Genomic DNA, 15,253 nt, shown 5'->3' on the forward strand with positions numbered 1-15,253 from the left:
CTTCCGGCGTCATGCAACGGAACGGCATGTCGCTTGCTTCGTCGGCTGGTTTGAAAGTTTGCTCGAGGTGGCAAGCTGCGCTTGGTCACCGCTCTGCTTATGGACCGCCATCATGGTTCCTACCCGTGACACGAACTCGCCCCCGCTGGCCCGCTACCGGAAAAAGCGGGACTTCAACGTCACGCCCGAGCCGGCAGCACCGACCAGTGACACGACCGTCGGTACTGGTAGCCTCAGATTCGTTATCCAGAAGCACTGGGCGAGCCGTCTGCACTACGACTTTCGACTCGAGTTCAATGGCGTGCTGTTGTCGTGGGCGGTACCCAAAGGTCCATGCTACGACCCCGGGAAAAAGCAGATGGCGGTGCATGTAGAGGACCATCCCGTCGATTACGCTGCCTTCGAGGGCACCATCCCTCCAAAGCAATACGGTGCCGGCACTGTCATTGTGTGGGACCGCGGAACGTGGGAGCCGGTGGGCGACGCCGCTAAAGGAATGGAAGCGGGCAAGCTGGTCTTTCGGCTGCACGGTGAGAAGCTCGCCGGCCTATGGGAGCTGGTGCGCATTTCGAAGGCCGGCGACAAGCAAGACCAGTGGATGCTCTTCAAAAAGCGCGACGAGTGGGCTCGCCCGCTCGCTGAGTACGATGTGATAAAGGCGCTTCCTGACAGCGTCACCGCGAAGCCGCTTGGGCTCATTGAAGAACGTGAGCCAAGGGCGGCGCGACGCTCGCGCGCAGCCGAATTCCGGATTGACCTGTCGGCCGCAATACGAGCGCCGCTGCCTGCAAAGCTGGAGCCACAACTGGCCACGCTTGCTGAGTCGCTGCCTGCGGTCGGCGATTGGATAACCGAAACGAAACTGGACGGCTATCGCCTCCTCGCCCGAATTGATAAGAAGCGCGTGAAATTGTTCACGCGAAACGGCCACGACTGGACGGCAAAGTTTGCGACGCTCGCCGCCGAGCTATTGGAACTCCCGCTTTCAAGCGCCTGGATTGACGGCGAGATTGTCGTGCTCAAGGACGGCATTCCCAGCTTCTCGGCACTTCAGGATGCCATTGACGGCGCCAAGAATCAGGAAATTGTCTTCTTCCTTTTTGACCTGATGTATATCGACGGGGACGACCTCAGGAAAGTGCCGCTCTGGGCAAGGCGAGCACGACTCGCACAGCTTCTAGAGGACTCGGGCGAACACCTGTTGTTCAGTCAAAATTTCGACGCACCGGCCGCACAGGTTTTTCAGGCTGCTGCAGGACTGGGCCTGGAGGGCCTGATTCTCAAAAGGCGAGATGCGCTTTATGAGTCGGGCCGGACGCAAACGTGGCTCAAAGCGAAGACACGCTTGAGACAGGAGTTCGTTGTTTGCGGCATGACCGCACGTGGCGGCAACGATGGGGAAGTCGGCAGCTTGTTGCTCGGCTATTACGTTGGCGACAAGCTCCATGACGCCGGAAGTGTCGGCACCGGATGGGATTCCAAAACCGCACGAGACCTTTGGCACCGCCTCGCGCCTCTCGAGGTTGACAAGACGCCGTTCGACACGCCTGTCAAGAAGCCCGGACGATGGTCCAAGCGTGCAGCCGGCAGCGAGAGGTGGGTTCAACCAACTTTGGTTGCAGAGGTGGAGTTTGCAGCCTGGACGGCGGAAGGTGTGGTAAGGCAAGCATCCTTTATCGGGTTACGCCTGGACAAAACTGCTCGCACCGTCGTCCGTGAGGGTGGAAAGACGCAAGCTCCCGAGCCGCCCCCGCAACTCAAGATTACCCATCCCGAGCGCGTTATCGATTCGTCGGCGTCAGTCACGAAGGCAGACCTTGTTCGGTATTACGCGAGCGTTGCGGAGCGGATGCTACCTCACATCAAAGATCGGCCTGTCGCGCTCGTTCGCGCGCCGGACGGTGTCGCTGGTAACCTTTTCTTTCAGAAACACGCCGAGCGCACCGCGATGCCTGGCCTGACTGCTCACAGTCGCGATTTGTGGCCAAAGCATCCGCCATTATTGACGGTCGATACGGCGGACGCGTTGCTGAGCGCGGCTCAGATGAACACCATCGAATTCCATACATGGAACTCGGTGGTCCGTCGGCTTGACGCGCCTGACAGAGTCATCTTCGACTTGGACCCCGGTGAGGCGGTGAAATGGAATCACGTCCAGGAGGCGGCAATGCTGGTTCGGACACTGCTGTCCGAGTTAGGTATCCAGGCCTGGCTCAAGACAAGCGGCGGCAAAGGGTTGCATGTCGTCGTGCCGCTGGCTCCGCGATTGGACTACGCGAAGGTGAAGGCTTTCTCGCAATCGTTCGTTCGGCATCTTGCCAAGACTATCCCTGAACGCTTTTCGGCGGTGTCTGGACCATCTAATCGAGTCGGCAAAATCTATGTCGACTATCTGCGCAACGGGAAAGGACAAACAACCGCTTCGGCATTCTCCGCTCGGGCTCGACCTGGAATGGGCGTCTCGATGCCGGTCGCTTGGGAGCAGCTTTCCGACCTCAAGACCGGCGCTCAGTGGAATGTCCAGACGGCACGTGAATATCTGAGCTTCCAGGCGAGCGACCCGTGGAAGGACTTCTGGTCGGCCAGACAATCTTTGGCAGCAGCGATCAAGCGTCTGCCGTAAGCGGTTTTGCGCGGAGACTCGAGCGCGGCACAACATAAGTCGCAAAGTGACGAGCGTTGCGGACAAAGTCAGCGTAACTTCTTGGCGAGAAGCTCGTCCAGCGCATCGCGCGCCGATTGAAGGTCATCAACAGCAGCGGTGAGGCGCGCCAGGTGCAAAGCCCGGGCGCCTTCGTTGCTCTTGGCCTTGGCATGTTCTTCCAATGCCTCCGCCGCCGATAGCACCTCTCGCGCTGCATTCGCGACTCGCAAGATGGCCTCGGCTTCGCCACCGTCTTGTTTCACTCCCGGCTGCTCCACATAGCCAATCAGTCTTCGATGCGGAAGCCTGCCTTGAGCGTCACCTGCCAGTGAAGGATTTTTCCGCCTTCAATATGACCTCGAACCTCCTGAATGTTGAACCATTCAAGGTTGTGCACTGTAGCAGACGCTTTCTCAAGCGCGGCCTGCACCGCGTCGTCGGATGAAATCGCGGACGAACCGGTCACCTCAAGAAGTTTATAGACGTGTTCGGACATTGAAGCCAGCTCCAGGATAAACAGACGCCCGTCTCGTTACGGGCCTGAATTGCGTTAATGCAACGCTAGGTACGACGCACGAAACCACGGCGCAGCTGATTGTCTCCATTGTCGGCATGCGCCATGGCCAGTTCCCCATGTCAGTTGCGCGCCTCCGTGCCCTTCAACTCGTCGTGTTTGTGAGCATGCGTCGCGGCGTACTTTAGTTCGAAATGCGCTCCCTTCCCACTTCGCGTCGGCGGGAAGTGCTCTCCCTCCACACAGGTCACTTCAAACGTATTCTTGCCGTCCTCGTGTACGACCGAGTAGATGCCGCTGACCTTCACGATTTCGCCGGGCTTGTATGCGGTGTCGCCTGCCATGGGTGCCTCCAGGTGTGATGTGCACTTGAGGCTTAAGCAAGCCGCGTTCCGGAGAGCGGCCGAGCCGGGCGGCGTGCTTCCCTTCTTTGCTTCTCAAGGAGCGACGGCCAGATAATGACATTCACATTGCCGGTCTCGTCTCCGGCGTTACGCACATTACGCCCTTCGCGGTGCCGGGCCGCTGGCGGCCCGTAACGAGCCCACACCTACGCGCGAAACGACCATTCGGATAGCTCATGAGTTCGGCTGAGGTTGTAGTCAGCGACGATGTTTTCGGCTTCAGACGGGGTATGCGCCAGTCCTTGTGATGGAGAATGGCAAGTACGTGGTAAAGCCACTGCGATACCAGTGCCGAATCGCCGGCAAACCTGTGAACTATGATGTGAAGTGCTTCGGTTACACACATGCAGTGATGCTCGTTGATGTCTTTTTCGAAAACATCAAGAAAGCGAAGTACGAGAAGGTCGCGCTGGCGCTCGCCTGGAGAACGCGACTTACTTTCTTTTGCCGCAATCACGGATGAGCCCTCACCGGAGGTCGAGGCCGCAGGCAGAAGCAATGTATGCAATATCGGATGATAGAGACAGCCTTGCTACGAGCATCAACTTGCAGCATAACGATGCACCGGACGAACCCGCGCGCTGAGAGCGCTTAATTTGGTCACGCTCCTTGTCGCGCCAATCGAGCGTTCTGTGCAGGCAAGTCGCATGTCGATCATAGGTCGCGGAACACCGCGAATGAGCCAGACTGGCTCAGATTCTCGAAAAGGAGACTCGGGTGATACGCAAGACGCTTAATGCTTCGCGGCTCCAGCAAGAGGTCGACCGTCGAATTCATCGACTGCAAGAAGTCGTCGAGGATGGAGTGAAGATTCGTGTGCCGCGGCCCCAGTTACAAGAGACCGACAAAACAGGCTGCAATTGGAACATGAGCAATTTCGGGAACGCAGTCGGCTTCGAGCGCGACATCGAGGGCGTGCTTAAAGCTGTGCGTGCCGAGTACAACCTTAGTACCGAAACAAAAGACCCCCGCAACCCGTTCGAGGAGTAGCCACGAAAGCCATCGGTTCCTGAATTTGCCGGTTTTATGTCTTAGCTGTGCAACTTCGCGTGCAAGCGCCGCGTGACGTATCGGTGCAGCTGCTACGCCACGCGGCACGCATTCCCTTGAGGACAACCCATGCCCTTTCTCAAGGGTCGATAATCACAGCTTCATGCCAACGTGGGCAGGGGCTGGGTCGGGCGTATTTTCCAGTGTGTTTATGTCGTGGATAACACGGTAGGCTTCAACAAGTGCTTTTTCTTTCTCCACATCATGCCCACCTACGACACGGGCCATCTCGGTACGAGACAGTTCCTTTTCCTGGCGAAGGTCAACAATAGTCAGCGTGCTCATTTCGATTCACCCTAAAAGTAATGTGGGGTAAGGAACGGGATTGTGATTGAGCGGCTCGCATCTGCGCTCGCTTAGCTATAGACACGTTCTGTGCCAAGCTCAATCCTGTCACTACGAACGGGCCCAACTTACTGTTTACAAATGGCAAATCTGGAATCCTCTTTTTCACTCCGTCAGGTCGCGGCAGCGAAGTGTGTGATGGATTGCGACACATCACAAAGCTTCTGTTGGCAACGTGGAAACACCAGGCGATGGCCGTCGGAGCGAGGACCAACCCTCTGAATCGCCGGACACGGCCTCTCACCCCCAGTGCGGGTATACGCGAGGACTCTGTAATCATCTCCCGAACTCGGAGTACGCTGTTGGTACCATTACGTCGTCGCAAATGACTAACCGACAAAGGCGGACAGGCGGGAAATGGATATCTTTTACTATTGGCAGAAGTTCGAGCCGGACTTGAAGAACGGTCAGGTCGGCTACTTCGGCTCCAACAGCGCGAAGATAGCTGAACTCAAGGAGCGGTTGCCGAAGCGCCTATGGGTTTTCAAAACGCCCAAGGGCATGAAAGGCTCTGTCCAACTGCTCGGCTCATTGCTAGTCAGTGATGAGCCCAAGGTTGCGGTGAACGCCGAGTATCCAAACTTGATTTACTACGACCCGTTCTCGCCCGAGACGGTCTTGTTCGCTGACTCGAACGCGCCCGGACGAATTGAGGACGTGACACGCCTTCTTCAGCACCGCCTCCTCCACGCATTCAAATCGAACTTCCAGGGCGACGCGGGATTGCAGGCACTGGAATCAAACGTAGTGCGGGAACTGGAAGCACTGTGCGCCGATTGGGGCAAGGTGCAACTGCTCGAGCGAGTAGAAGACCGAAAGAAGGTGCAGCTAATCAACCCCTTCGCGCAACCGTCACGTTGAACCCCCGAGTATTCGACAGGCTGGAAAAATTGGCCGCTTGCTGTCTCTCGCTCTTCTGCGCCGCACTTTAGTCAGGCGCGTTCGACGCTGTCAGCGAGCGCGCGCAACAAGGCCGCACCATCGCCATGCCAAGCGCTGCCGTGCATGCAGGCCAGCGTTGTCGGCTGCAATGCAGCAAGGCGTTCTAGCATTTGGCGGGCGTACCTGGTGTGTGAGAAGTAATCCATCTTTTGACGGAACGTTTCGCTGGGTTCGAGGATGTCACCCTCGGTAAGTGGCGGGGGATGCGAACCGCCTTGGGTAAACAAGTCCCCACAGAGCAGCGTTGCCGACGCAGTCTCCATGAGAAATCCGCATTCCCACGCGTGCGGTAGATGCGGCGTATCAAGCCACCGCACGCTGTGCTGCCCGAGCGAGATCGTCTCGTCATCACTGAGCGCGCGTGGCGGCCGGTCGGCATAATCGCTAACTGAAACCATGGCCGCGACTTGGCCGCACAGTGGCTCCGCACGCGGCGCGACCGCGAGAAACTCGTTGAGTGCGCCGCATTCGTCGGCCTCGAAATGGGAGAAACCGATATAGCGCAGTCGATCGATTGGTACTATGCGCTCGACTGCTTCACGGACGACGGGAAACATCCTGCGCAGGCCGGTGTGAAATAGCAGGGGTTCGTCGTCGTCGATTAGATACTGGTTGAACGAGAATCCTCCACCGCCGGGGATTTCGACTGGAGTGGAGATGCGATAGATGCGTTCCGCAATCTCGTTGACTACTGTACCGCTCGAAAGGGATAGGGCGGGCATGATGCGCTCCTTTCTTGGGCAACTTACATTGTCCAGGCTCGGTCAGACCGTCGATGCACGTGCTGCGATTTTCGACGATCCAGGTATTGATGTCCATTGCTTCTGGGCGTCGACAACCCGGCGTGGGCATGCATCGTCCTTGAAATGAAGGCATCGCGAGCCTATCCTGATTGAGCAGACAGATCCGGGCCGCAAGCCGTGCGGACGGCATCGGTCAGAGGAGACGCTCATGCGGCGCTTGCTCCTTCTCATGGTCGGGTTATTCATGAGCGCGATGTCGCTACATGCGGATGCGGACGACGCTCGCGAGCGTCAACGACGCGACAATCAGCGCGTCCTCAAGGTGTTTGATGCGAACGGCAAACTTGTCGGACGGCTCGCGTCGGATCGCAGCGGTGACGGCGTTTATCTCGATGTAGACGGCGCGATCGTCTTCGCCGCCGTGACATGGCTGCGCATCGATGTCAACGACACCGATTCGTCGAGATTCCAGTGGAAGACGTTCGGCCCGTTCCAGTATTCGACCACCGACTGCAGCGGTTCGCCGATCATCTCTCCTTGGAGCGGCCCGCGTCCTTCCATCGCGATGAGAAATGGCGCCGAGGTCACGCTCCTGATCGCGGGCGATACCGTCTCGTCGCCGGCGCAGATCGTCGCGGTGTCCGACGGAACGACGTGCAAGCCGCCTCCGGTCATCGGTCACATGCCGCCTTCGACCGCGCCCGTGCCCGCGTTCACCGCGGAGACGAGTTATCCGCTGACGGCCCATTATCCCGAGCCGCTGACGATCGGCTATTGACCAGCTGCGATAGACGGAGACGCGTCGTGGGACGATTCCTCGTTATGCTGCTCATCTTGTGCGCTAGTCTGAGTGCCGCAGGCGGGCGCGTTGACCGGGGACGCGATGCGCGCGACGAAGCGCGCCTGCCAATGGTGTACGACGCGCAAGGGCGCGCGGTCGGACCGCTGGCGTTTTTCGCGGGCGTCGTCGGCGTGTATATCGCGATAGACGGCGAGCCCGTGTTCGTCATCGTCGATCACAAGCGCATCGGTCCGTCCCAGTACTCGGCATCGGAGTACGAATGGGTCGGCTATCCGTCCGTCGGGTACGCGTCGGCCGACTGCAGCGGAAGCGTGTTGGTTCCCTTATCGGCCAGTCCAACGCCGTCCATCGCGGTCAGAGACGGTGTCGACGTGACGGTTTATACCGCCGTCGAGGGGTATTCCGGCAATGTGCATGTGTGGTCGTTGAGGCAGACGGATGGTTCCGGCGCGACCTCATGCAGCCCGACGCCGTACGACCAAGGCTCGCTGTATTGGGCGGTCAGAAGCACGTATCCGCTGACTCAGCGTCATCCCGAACCGTTGCGCATCGTCTTCTGATGCGGTCGGAGTGCGGTCCTCATGGAGGCCGATATGAAACGCTTCCTGGCTGGAGCACTGTTCGCGCTCTATACGATCGCGCCGCTTGCGGACGATTCTGCGCATCACGCGAAACATCGCCTCCTAAGAGTCTTCGATGCGAACGGACGCGTGATCGGCAATCTCGCAAGTTTCAGCGGTCAAAACGGTGTCGCGTTCACGGCCGGGGACGCGACCACCGTCGTGCCCATCACGCGGATCCAGGACGCGAGCTTCCACTTCTCCGCGACCGATTTCCAATGGCTCGCTGTTTCGTCCGGCCAATTCACGTCGACGGATTGCAGCGGCGATCCCGTCATCCTGTCCGCGTGGGGACCCCGGTTCGCGATTCCGGTCAGACGGGGTGGCGAGGTCACGGTGTACTTCGCCTCCGCAGGTCCGGCGGTGCCCTTGACCGTCCGCTCCAGCTTCGGGGGCACCGGTCCGCCCGTATGCAACCAATATCCGAGCCCTTTGACGATCGCGGGGTACCCCGCAGCCGCGAAGCTCGTCATTACCCGTGATCATCCGGAGCCGCTCAGAATCCGATATTGACAAGCGTGACTTCTATCGCTGCCCGTTGCAGGCAGGCCATAAACGGCCCGAAGCGCGAGAGAGGCACGGTATTCAGGAAGCTGCTCGATGTCCCGCGACTGAGGAGCCATTGGTATCAGGAATGCGTCCAGCTCAGAACCCGACGCCTACGCCGACGCCCACTCCCGATCCAAAGCTGCCACCGCCAATGCCAACGCCGATGCTGGGGCCCGGCGCGTAGTAGCCGGGTCCATATACGGGCTCGCTGTAGCCGTACGGCGGAGCGGCAACGCATCCGGAGAACGCTACGGCAAGGGTCAAAAGACCGAAGAGTTTGAACATGAAGACCTCCCGTGTTGGAATAGATAGCAAGCTCTGAGCCTGTTTCGGGGGCGGCATCCAGATGCGGCCCTTCTGCTGTCCGGTGACGGCACCGCGACGTCCCTTATCAATCGTTCCCCATGCTGACAGGCGCTCTAGCAAACCTGCGAACCTCCCTCCCGTTGAGTGAGGGTGGACCCTACGGCACCACTGCGGCCTTCGGAAGTTTTCGTCGAGCCTCCCCGCGGGCCGCCGCAAAACTTGCATTCGACCCTTCCCCCCGCTATACCTCAAAGAATCGGTAGTAAATCTGTAAGGAACAGGTTGTTGCCCGGGTGCTCGCACTTCCCGCCGGCGTGAAGTCTCGTCTGGACTGCGGGCAGCGTTCGAATCCTAAGACCGAAAAAGGAAACGACATGTACCAGCAGACCTACAACCCGTTGGGCAACGTATTCCTTTCGACGATCGTCGCGGCCATCCCCATTCTGACGCTGCTCTACTTCATCGCGCTGCATCGCCATCGCGATTCGCAGGGCAACGTCCATCTCGGCATTTCAGCGCCTTACGCGGCGTTGTTCGGCGTGATCGCCGCGTTCATCGTCTCCTGTCTGGTGTTCCGGATGCCGGTGGCCTCGGCGGTGTCGGCGTTCGCGCTCGGCTCGCTGTCCGGTTTTCTCGGCATCATCTGGATCGTGCTGGCCGCGATGTTCCTTTACACGATGAGCGTCGTCACCGGCAAGTTCGAGATCGTCAAGGAATCGATCGTCCATATCTCGTTCGACCGCAGGCTGCAATGCGTGCTGATTGCGTTTTCGTTCGGCGCGATCATCGAAGGCACGTCCGGATTCGGCACGCCCGTGGCGATCGCCGGCGCGGTGATGGTCGGGCTCGGCTTCAGGCCGTTTCAGTCCGCCGTGCTCAACCTGCTCGCGAATACGGCGCCGGTCGCGTGGGGCGCGATCGGCACGCCGATCGTCACGCTCGCCGCCGTGAGCGAGCTCGATCAGGTCACGCTCTCCGCGATGGCCGGCCACCAGTTGCCGTTCGTATCGCTGCTCGTGCCGTTCTGGCTCGTCGCGACCTTCGTGAAGATGGAGGGCGGATCCTGGAAGGAAGTCTTCGAAGTCTGGCCGGCGATGCTGTGCGCGGGCGGATCGTTCGCGCTGATGCAGTTTTACGCGTCCGGAAGTCACGCGCTCCATCTGATGACCGATGTGGTGTCGGGCGTGTTTTCGGTGATCTGCACGGCGCTGTTCCTGCGCTTCGTCTGGCATCCGAAGACGCGCTTTCTGCTCAGGTCCGAGCGCGAGGCGCTCGCGCGGCAGGGCAAGAGCACGGCCACGGTCGCGACCGACAAGTCGGAGTGGAAGTACAAATACTCTGTCGGCGAAACCGTGTATGCGTGGATGCCCTGGGTGATTCTGATCGCGTGTTGCGCGCTGTGGGGCGTGCCCGAATTCAAGAAATTCCTCAACAGCCTGTTCGCCGGTGTCACCTTCTCGACGACGCTCCTCGGCTCGCCCTTCAAAGGCACGCTGTCCTTGCCCGTCTGGGACATGCCCGCGCTGCACAACCTCGTGCATCGGATGCCGCCGGTCGCGCCCGTCAACGCCAAAGCGGAAGCGGCCCGCTTCACGATCAACTGGCTATCGGCGGCGGGCACCGGCGTGTTCGTCGCGGCCATGCTGTCGGGCTTCGTGCTGCGTCTGTCCGCCGTGCAATGGAAGGACGCCTTCATGCAGACCATGCGCCGCATGAAGATTCCCGTGCTGGTGATCGCGCAGGTGCTGGGCCTCGGCTTTCTTACGCGCTACTCGGGCACCGACGCGGTGCTCGGACTCGCTTTCACGGGCGCGGGCGTGTTCTACCCGTTCTTCGCGGCGTTCCTCGGTTGGCTCGGCGTGTTCCTGACCGGTTCGGACACGGCGTCGAACGCGCTCTTCGGCAGTTTGCAGCGCATCACCGCGCAACAGCTCAACCTGAATCCAATCCTGATCGTCGCGACGAATTCGACGGGCGGCGTGATGGGCAAGATGATCGATGCGCAATCGATCATGGTCGCATGCGCCGCGTGCTACGACGATCCCAAGGAACGCGCTTTTGCGCTCGGGCCGATCTTCCGGACCGTGTTCTTCCATTCGATCGCGGGCGCGGCGGTGATCGGCGTGATTGCGATGCTGCAGGCGTATGTGTTTCCGTGGATGATTCCGGTGCCGCCGCAATGACGCCAGCTCAATAACGCGCGTAAACGATGCCGAGTATCTTCGCCTCGTCGTCGAAGATTTCGAGCATGTCGGTGAGCGCCTGCACCGGCCCCGCGTTAATGACGAAGCATGCGTAGGCGGGACGCGGGCCGCTCTTCGCGTCTAGGTAGCCCGGCATGCTCATCGCGACCATCTGACCGTTGGTCACGGTCGCACCGCTTTTGACGCTGACGTGCGCCCTGCCGGCGACATTCTTGCCGGTGTAGCCCGCGTCACTCAGCGAACGCCCCACCAACTCGCGGCGCGACATGTCCCGCTGGATCGCAAGATAGTTGCGGAAGTCATTGAGTAGTCGGAGATGCCCGTACTGCTCATGCTCGATCATGGCCTCGAGCGACTTGTCACGTTCACCAGCGACACAAGAGAATGCGCACCGGAACCTTATATAACGAGAATGGACTGGACATCACGTGAGTGAGTGGAATCGCCGTCGCACCGCAAGTGCCCCTCCTCGCATGGCAATGAGATACAGATAGCAAGACGACCACGTGTCTGCCCAATGAAACGTCGACCGGCAGTAGTACGTCGTCTTCCTCACCGCCCGTAATGGCCGGATCGCGCACCTGCGCGAATATTTCGATCGCCGTTCATACCGCTGCGGTTACCGTTCACGCCCGGCGTCGATGTTGCGGGCACCGTCATCGCGGTAGGACGCAACGTCACCACGCTGGCACCAGGCGACGAGGTGATGGGGTTTATCGGCATCGTCGGTGCCTTCGCCACGCGCGCTGTTGTCGACGCTGCCCGGCTTGCGCGCAAACCGGCGTCCCTTGGTTTCCTCGAGGCGGCTGCGGTTCCCGCTGCGTCGCTCAACGGCCTGGCAGGCGCTGCACGAGTATGGCGCGTTGCAGGCCGGTCAGACAGTTCTGATTCATGCCGCAGCAGGTGGTGTGGGCAGCGTCGCTGTGCAACTTGCGAGACTGGCGGGCGCCCACGTGAGCGCCACCGCGTCGGCCGGCAATCGGGACTACGTGCAAAGCCTCGGCGCCACGGACGTGATCGACTACAACCGAGAACATTTTGCGGCGCGCACATCGAAATTTGATGTGGTGCTGGACCTGGTGGGTGGCGATACGCAGGCCCGATCGTGGTCCGTGCTGAAGCCGGGAGGAACACTAGCGTCTACCGTCAGCAAGCCGGACCCAGTCCTTGGCAACCATGTCGGTGCCACCGGCAAAAACTTCGCCACGCGCGCCGATGAAGCGCTGCTTACAACGTTAGCCGCCCTCCATGGCTCAGGCCAATTGGGCACGCACATCGATTCGGTCTTCCCTTTTCCAAAGGCAAGCCATGCTCTTGCACGGAGCATGAGCGGCCACGTGCGCGGGAAGGTGATACTCGATATGGGCGCTTATCGAAGCTCAGGTCCCGAAGCGGACCGCCGGCGAGAGCGTAAATGATTCGCGCATGTCCCGCACCTCTTCGACCGGTGTCCGGCCAAACAGGCGCTTGAACTCCCGGCTGAACTGAGACGCGCTTTCGTACCCAACGCGTCCGGCTGCCGCCGCCGCAGTCACACCATCACGGATCATCATGAGGCGCGCCTGATGAAGGCGGGTGGACTTGATGTACTGGATCGGCGATGTCTGGGTCACCGTACGGAAATTAGCGTGAAACGCGGGAACGCTCATGCCCGCTTCCTCGGCAAGACGCGCGACGTTGAGCGGCTCCGCATATTCGGTGTGGATCCGCTTGAGTGCCCGCGCCACTCGTCCGAAGCGGCCGTGATGTGCCAGCGCCGCACGCATTGCCGCACCCTGCTCGCCAGTGAGTACGCGATAGCAGATTTCGCGCACGATCGCCGGCCCCAGTACCTGTGCATCGAGCGGCTCAGTCAACGCTTCCAGCAACCGTATTGTCGCGCCCGCGAGCTTGTCGTCCAGCGGTGTGGAGACGATGCCTGCTGGCGCCGCTTCGGGATGCTGCCTAGCCGCACCGATGTGCGCGATGAGCTCGCTCAGTTCGAGCAGGTCCAGCCGGATTGATACCGCAAGCATTGGCTCGTCCGGCGAGGCCTGCGTTTCCGTCGAGAACGGTAGGGGGACGGACAGCACGAGATAGTGCTGCGCATCGTAGACGTACACCTCGTTGCCAAGGAATCCAAGCTTGCGCCCCTGGCAAACGATCACGATGCTCGGCTCGTACAAAACGGGCGTGCGCCCGAGCGGGCGATCAGATCGCATCAGCCGCACGGTATCGAGCGCCGACTGGGTGTAACCCTCGCTGGGTGCAAGTTTCTCCAGTAGCCGGACCATCCGGATGGAAACCGGATTGCGATTGTTTCGCACCACGCTCTCCCGAAGTTTCGACAGACAGCATTTTATTCACCTCCGCTGTATGCGCCAACCGAATCAATAGGATTAGGCAACGATGGCATCGCTCCATGTATTCGCCTGCGATGCCGTCTTTCCTACCATTCATTCACCGGCCGATGAACACATAGCGGTTCAACAGGCCGAGCTCCGGCAAGGTCGTCCTCCGCGCTATCAGTGACAGGCGCGGCCAATTTCGAACCAACAATAGGAGTATGCAAGATGGCAATCTCATCCACCGAGTCCAAAGTTATTCTGATCACCGGCGCAAGCAGCGGCATTGGCGAAGGCGCCGCCCGTTTGCTCGCGGCGCAAGGCCATCGGCTTGTCATCGGCGCGCGCCGCACCGACCGGCTCGTCGAGCTGACGGAGTCGCTGCAGTCAGCCGGCGGCATCGTCCGCTACCGCGAACTCGACGTCACCTCATCCGAGGACGTCGCGGCCTTCGCCCGCTTTGCGCTCGATACGTTTGGCCGCATTGACGTGCTTGTCAACAATGCCGGGGTGATGCCCTTGTCGCCGTTGAACGCGCTGAAGGTAACCGAGTGGAACCGGATGATTGACGTGAACATCCGTGGCGTACTGCACGGCATTGCGGCGGTCCTGCCGGCCATGGAGCAGCAGGGCCAAGGCCAGATCATCAATATCTCGTCGATCGGTGGGCTATCCGTAACGCCGACCGCAGCCGTCTACTGCGCCACCAAGTTTGCCGTGCGCGCCATCTCCGACGGGCTGCGTCAGGAGACCGACAAGGTCCGCGTGACGGTGATCTGCCCGGGCGTCGTGGAGTCCGAACTGGCCGATTCGATTTCCGACGACACCGCACGGTCGGCCATGCAGGAGTTCCGCCGCATTGCCATCGCACCTGACGCCATCGCTCGCGCCATCGCCTACGCCGTAGAGCAGCCGGCGGATGTCGACGTCAGCGAAATAGTCGTGCGGCCTACCGCAAGCCCGTTCTGAAAGTTGGGCACCTATCACTCAACCGATCTGGCCAACCATCAAGGAAACCATCATGACATCACGCAATCGAGAAACCGGAACGTTCGCGGGCAAAGTCGCGATCGTTACCGGCGCGGCCAGCGGCATTGGCCTGGCGACTACGGAACTGCTCCATGCCCAGGGTGCAGACGTAATCGCGGTGGGGCGCAGCGCCAATGTCGAGGCGCTTGCCCGCCCCGGCATCGTGCCCCTCATCGCCGACGTGGCCCGCGAGGAAAGCGCGGTGCAGGCTGTCGCAGCTGCGGTGGACAGATTCGGCAAGCTCGACATCCTCGTCAACAATGCCGCGATCATCATCAACAAGCCCGTCGTCGAAATGTCGCTTGAAGACTGGAACAGCATCCAGTCAGTCAATGCCACAGGTGCGTTTCTGTTCTCACGCGAAGCCATGCGCGTGATGGTGCCGGCAAAGACCGGCGCCATCGTCAACGTGGGTTCGTACGCGTGCTATCAGGCATTCCCGACGATCGCAGCCTATGCGGCCTCGAAGGGCGCGCTGGCGCAATTGACGCGCGCCTTGTCGCTGGAAGCCATCGACCATGGCATTCGCGTCAACGCGGTCGGGTCGGGCGACGTCATCACCAACATCACCAATCACATCCACGCTGACGGTCAGGCATTCCTCGCCGAGCACGGCAAAAAGGCGCCGATCCGCCGCGCGGCCCACCCGAAGGAAATTGCAGAGGTGATTGCTTTCCTGGCCTCGGAAAAGGCCAGCTTCATGGTTGGCGCCGTAGTGATGGCCGATGGCGGCATGAGCGTCGCACTCCCGTAAAGACATTGCACACCCGACTTTTC

At 60.3% G+C, this 15,253-nt stretch carries 17 protein-coding genes and 2 pseudogenes; 12 read left to right on the forward strand and 7 right to left on the reverse strand.

The window, feature by feature from the left end; all coding sequences use genetic code 11:
- Positions 1-112: 112 nt before the first annotated feature.
- Positions 113-2,623 (forward strand): DNA ligase D, encoded by a 2,511-nt coding sequence (gene ligD / locus NCT32_RS20650; protein ID WP_250477531.1) that lies wholly within the window; start codon positions 113-115, stop codon positions 2,621-2,623.
- 68 nt (positions 2,624-2,691) lie between these two features.
- Here the strand turns inward: ligD and NCT32_RS20655 are convergent, their stop codons facing one another.
- From NCT32_RS20655 to NCT32_RS20665, 3 genes are all read right to left on the reverse strand, one after another.
- Positions 2,692-2,907, reverse strand: coding sequence for a hypothetical protein (locus NCT32_RS20655; protein WP_143756389.1), 216 nt, complete (start codon positions 2,905-2,907; stop codon positions 2,692-2,694).
- A 23-nt stretch (positions 2,908-2,930) separates the two neighbouring features.
- Entirely contained in the window at positions 2,931-3,140 is a 210-nt protein-coding gene (locus NCT32_RS20660) for a dodecin (RefSeq protein ID WP_061120407.1), read from the reverse strand.
- Positions 3,141-3,280: 140 nt separating this feature from the next.
- Entirely contained in the window at positions 3,281-3,502 is a 222-nt protein-coding gene (locus NCT32_RS20665; protein ID WP_061120408.1) for a hypothetical protein, read from the reverse strand.
- A gap of 289 nt (positions 3,503-3,791) precedes the next feature.
- Between NCT32_RS20665 and NCT32_RS20670 the strand changes: the two are divergent.
- Positions 3,792-4,053 (forward strand): annotated as a pseudogene (locus NCT32_RS20670) (hypothetical protein); the annotation flags it as partial.
- Between the two features lie 226 nt (positions 4,054-4,279).
- Positions 4,280-4,552, forward strand: coding sequence for a hypothetical protein (locus NCT32_RS20675; RefSeq protein ID WP_061120410.1), 273 nt, complete (start codon positions 4,280-4,282; stop codon positions 4,550-4,552).
- Positions 4,553-4,705: 153 nt separating this feature from the next.
- Here NCT32_RS20675 and NCT32_RS20680 read toward each other — a convergent pair whose 3' ends face one another.
- Positions 4,706-4,897 (reverse strand): hypothetical protein, encoded by a 192-nt coding sequence (locus NCT32_RS20680; protein ID WP_061120411.1) that lies wholly within the window; start codon positions 4,895-4,897, stop codon positions 4,706-4,708.
- A gap of 417 nt (positions 4,898-5,314) precedes the next feature.
- Here NCT32_RS20680 and NCT32_RS20685 point away from each other — a divergent pair, with 417 nt between their 5' ends.
- Complete coding sequence (locus NCT32_RS20685; protein WP_061120412.1) at positions 5,315-5,818, forward strand: hypothetical protein; 504 nt, start codon at positions 5,315-5,317, stop codon at positions 5,816-5,818.
- A gap of 71 nt (positions 5,819-5,889) precedes the next feature.
- Here NCT32_RS20685 and NCT32_RS20690 read toward each other — a convergent pair whose 3' ends face one another.
- Entirely contained in the window at positions 5,890-6,621 is a 732-nt protein-coding gene (locus tag NCT32_RS20690) for a hypothetical protein (protein WP_061120413.1), read from the reverse strand.
- 229 nt (positions 6,622-6,850) lie between these two features.
- Between NCT32_RS20690 and NCT32_RS20695 the strand changes: the two genes are divergently transcribed.
- From NCT32_RS20695 to NCT32_RS20715, 4 genes are all read left to right on the forward strand, one after another.
- Positions 6,851-7,420: a hypothetical protein gene (locus tag NCT32_RS20695; protein WP_061120414.1), complete on the forward strand. Its 570-nt coding sequence runs from the start codon at positions 6,851-6,853 to the stop codon at positions 7,418-7,420.
- Positions 7,421-7,446: 26 nt separating this feature from the next.
- Entirely contained in the window at positions 7,447-8,004 is a 558-nt protein-coding gene (locus tag NCT32_RS20700; protein ID WP_061120415.1) for a hypothetical protein, read from the forward strand.
- A 33-nt stretch (positions 8,005-8,037) separates the two neighbouring features.
- On the forward strand, positions 8,038-8,577 hold the full coding sequence (locus NCT32_RS20705; RefSeq protein WP_061120477.1) for a hypothetical protein: 540 nt from the start codon (positions 8,038-8,040) through the stop codon (positions 8,575-8,577).
- A 716-nt stretch (positions 8,578-9,293) separates the two neighbouring features.
- Positions 9,294-11,102 (forward strand): L-lactate permease, encoded by a 1,809-nt coding sequence (locus NCT32_RS20715; RefSeq protein WP_061120416.1) that lies wholly within the window; start codon positions 9,294-9,296, stop codon positions 11,100-11,102.
- A 7-nt stretch (positions 11,103-11,109) separates the two neighbouring features.
- Here the strand turns inward: NCT32_RS20715 and NCT32_RS20720 are convergent, their stop codons facing one another.
- On the reverse strand, positions 11,110-11,466 hold the full coding sequence (locus tag NCT32_RS20720) for a hypothetical protein (RefSeq protein ID WP_061120417.1): 357 nt from the start codon (positions 11,464-11,466) through the stop codon (positions 11,110-11,112).
- Between the two features lie 315 nt (positions 11,467-11,781).
- On the opposite strand from NCT32_RS20720, the pseudogene NCT32_RS37625 reads away from it, so the two are divergent.
- Both NCT32_RS37625 and NCT32_RS20725 read left to right on the forward strand, forming a co-directional pair.
- A pseudogene (locus tag NCT32_RS37625) lies at positions 11,782-11,844 on the forward strand (hypothetical protein); the annotation flags it as partial.
- A gap of 28 nt (positions 11,845-11,872) precedes the next feature.
- Positions 11,873-12,541: an NADP-dependent oxidoreductase gene (locus NCT32_RS20725; protein ID WP_250490501.1), complete on the forward strand. Its 669-nt coding sequence runs from the start codon at positions 11,873-11,875 to the stop codon at positions 12,539-12,541.
- Here the strand turns inward: NCT32_RS20725 and NCT32_RS20730 are convergent.
- Positions 12,503-13,396 carry an AraC family transcriptional regulator gene (locus NCT32_RS20730; protein ID WP_061120418.1) on the reverse strand — a complete coding sequence of 298 codons (894 nt, stop codon included), beginning with the start codon at positions 13,394-13,396 and terminating at the stop codon, positions 12,503-12,505. The two genes, NCT32_RS20725 and NCT32_RS20730, sit on opposite strands and share 39 nt — an antisense overlap.
- A gap of 279 nt (positions 13,397-13,675) precedes the next feature.
- Between NCT32_RS20730 and NCT32_RS20735 the strand changes: the two genes are divergently transcribed.
- Positions 13,676-14,416, forward strand: a complete 741-nt coding sequence (locus NCT32_RS20735; protein WP_086961406.1) for an SDR family oxidoreductase — start codon at positions 13,676-13,678, stop codon at positions 14,414-14,416.
- A gap of 52 nt (positions 14,417-14,468) precedes the next feature.
- Positions 14,469-15,230 (forward strand): SDR family NAD(P)-dependent oxidoreductase, encoded by a 762-nt coding sequence (locus tag NCT32_RS20740; RefSeq protein ID WP_061120419.1) that lies wholly within the window; start codon positions 14,469-14,471, stop codon positions 15,228-15,230.
- Positions 15,231-15,253: the final 23 nt, after the last annotated feature.

The sequence above is a fragment of the Caballeronia sp. INML2 genome, assembly GCF_023631365.1.
Classification (GTDB): Bacteria; Pseudomonadota; Gammaproteobacteria; order Burkholderiales; family Burkholderiaceae; genus Caballeronia; species Caballeronia turbans.